We start from the raw sequence: 2,173 nt of genomic DNA on the forward strand, positions 1-2,173 counted from the left end.
TAGGGGCGAAATATTTTTCGCCCTGAATGCCCACGATTGCTTAGGGCGAAAGATGTTTCGCCCCTACAATGTCCATTAACGGATTGGATTATGTACGGTTACTAATTTTGTGCCATCCGGGAAAGTCGCTTCAATCTGCACTTCGTGCACCATTTCCGCTACGCCTTCCATCACATCTTCAACGCTTAACAATGTTGCGCCGTATTGCATTACTTCTGCGACTGTCATACCATCACGAGCCGCTTCTTGTAAATGGCTGGCAATATAAGCAATCGCCTCCGGATAATTTAATTTCACACCACGAGCCTTACGTTTTGCCGCAAGTTCGCCTGCAAGAAAAAGCATCAGTTTTTCTTGTTCTCTTGACGTTAAATGCATATTTTGTTCCTTTTGTTTAACGATAAATTGTTTGCGTAGGGGCGGGTCGATGTGCCCGCCCGATATTTCACAGGGAATGTCCCCCACAATCCATTATGGATTTAAAATTTTAACTAATTTGTTTTTATCAAAGTCCGCTTTATCCACCTTTGATTTTACCAACAATAAAATCCAGCTGGCGACAATAAAGCCGATGGTATAAGTTGCCAAGCCGGTTTTTGCCACACCAAATTGAATAAACACCGCCATAAGCGAACCTAAAATTACGTAAGCAAAGTTGCGTAATTTCGTGCCGGCAAAGGCACAAGCCACCAATATCGGCGAGAAGCCGTAAATCCCATTTGCCAAGCTATTTTGATCCACGCCTAACAAATGATGAGCAAATGCCGTACCAATTGCAGCAGCGGCAATCCCCCACATTGCGGCGATGGGCGAGCTAATCGCAATCGCTAAGAAAAGTAACGCTCCCGTTATCGCACTTGAGCCAAAATTCACTTCCGCCCACGCATAAAATGGCGAACGTACCGCATCCACGGTATTAGTATAATCCGCTAACGCCGGCGTAGTTTGTGTTAAACCGAACAGTTCAAATTTTGCCACCGCCCAGCAAAAGAGCCAGCAGCTTAAAACGAAAGGGAAGGTAAATGCCACACGTTTACGCTTCATAAACTCTCGCATAATCAACGTTGAAGAGATGGCGGCGAGCAAGCCTAAAATCCAAATTAACGGGTTAGTTGCATCGGTTTCGCCGAAGGTAAACATCACGCACATAAACGCGAGACTGGCGTTGAAGCCGTATAAACCTTGATCGATTTGGGCTAAAGGATAGCCTAATGCTTTTGCCGTGAGCGTCCCGATTAACGCCCCGAGCAAACACGCTACACCCAGTGTCCAATGGCTAAAGAACATCGCAATCACGATAACCAAGCCCGACAAGCCGTTTTCTTGCAGAAAAATCTGCCCTACCCCCGTAAGGGTTTCTTTGATGAGTTTTTGCATATTACCTTCCTGTTGTGTTTTTATGATTTTGTAAGATGTAATACTTTATCGGCTAACTGGTCGCAGAATTCTTGATCGTGCGAAGCAATCAGCATCGGCAACGGTAATGCTTTTAGAAGTGCGGTCAATTTCGCTTTATTTTTTGCATCTAAGCCGTTAGTCGGTTCATCAAGTAAGAGCATTTTCGGCTGCATTGCCAACACGCCAGCCAATGCCGTGAAATTTTTTTCGCCGCCGGAGAGCAAATTCACAGGGCGATCTTTTAGATGTTCAATTCCAAGTTGTTGCAGCTGGTTCAGGGCAATCTCGTAAGCTTCTTTCTTATTTTTTCCCTGATTTAAGCAACCGAACGCTACGTCATCTAATACCGTTGGACCAAATAATTGATCGTCTGCATTTTGGAAACAAATCCCCACCGTACCACGCCAAGGCTCAAAATCCGCTTCGGTTTTACAAATCGTACCAAAGAGCTCAATCTCGCCCGAATGAATCGGCACAAACCCCAAAAGCGCCAATAATAATGTCGATTTCCCTGTCCCGATTTCTCCTTGTAGGAAAAATTTTTGCTGATCGGAAATCGTAAAATTTAAATCAGAAATGACCGCTTGCTGATTGCGACAGAGGGTTAAGTTTTTCACGTTTAAAATCATTGGTTTGCTTTCCTGTTTTACTTTTTTGATAATTTTCTATCGCTGTTCGTAAATTCAAATTGTAGGGGCAAATTACATTTGCCCTGATACACCTCCGTTGAGAATAGGGCGAATGTAATTCGCCCCTTGTATTAGAATATGGGCAA

The 2,173-nt window shown here is 44.1% G+C and carries 3 protein-coding genes; all 3 read right to left on the reverse strand.

The window, feature by feature from the left end; all coding sequences use genetic code 11:
• Positions 1-75: 75 nt before the first annotated feature.
• Positions 76-378: an urease subunit gamma gene (ureA, locus tag AM305_RS09750; protein WP_005825519.1), complete on the reverse strand. Its 303-nt coding sequence runs from the start codon at positions 376-378 to the stop codon at positions 76-78.
• A gap of 93 nt (positions 379-471) precedes the next feature.
• Positions 472-1,377 (reverse strand): urea transporter, encoded by a 906-nt coding sequence (locus tag AM305_RS09755; protein WP_005825521.1) that lies wholly within the window; start codon positions 1,375-1,377, stop codon positions 472-474.
• Positions 1,378-1,397: 20 nt separating this feature from the next.
• On the reverse strand, positions 1,398-2,027 hold the full coding sequence (locus AM305_RS09760) for an energy-coupling factor ABC transporter ATP-binding protein (RefSeq protein ID WP_005825523.1): 630 nt from the start codon (positions 2,025-2,027) through the stop codon (positions 1,398-1,400).
• Positions 2,028-2,173: the final 146 nt, after the last annotated feature.

Origin of the sequence: Actinobacillus minor NM305 (genome assembly GCF_000175195.1) — a bacterium.
GTDB classification, from domain to species: domain Bacteria; phylum Pseudomonadota; class Gammaproteobacteria; order Enterobacterales; family Pasteurellaceae; genus Haemophilus_A; species Haemophilus_A minor.

What these genes read in the sequence shown, in the direction of transcription:
- ureA (WP_005825519.1), bottom strand. Translation starts at nt 378, where the DNA reads ATGCATTTAACGTCAAGAGAACAAGAAAAACTGATGCTTTTTCTTGCA.
- AM305_RS09755 (WP_005825521.1), bottom strand. Translation starts at nt 1,377, where the DNA reads ATGCAAAAACTCATCAAAGAAACCCTTACGGGGGTAGGGCAGATTTTT.
- AM305_RS09760 (WP_005825523.1), bottom strand. Translation starts at nt 2,027, where the DNA reads ATGATTTTAAACGTGAAAAACTTAACCCTCTGTCGCAATCAGCAAGCG.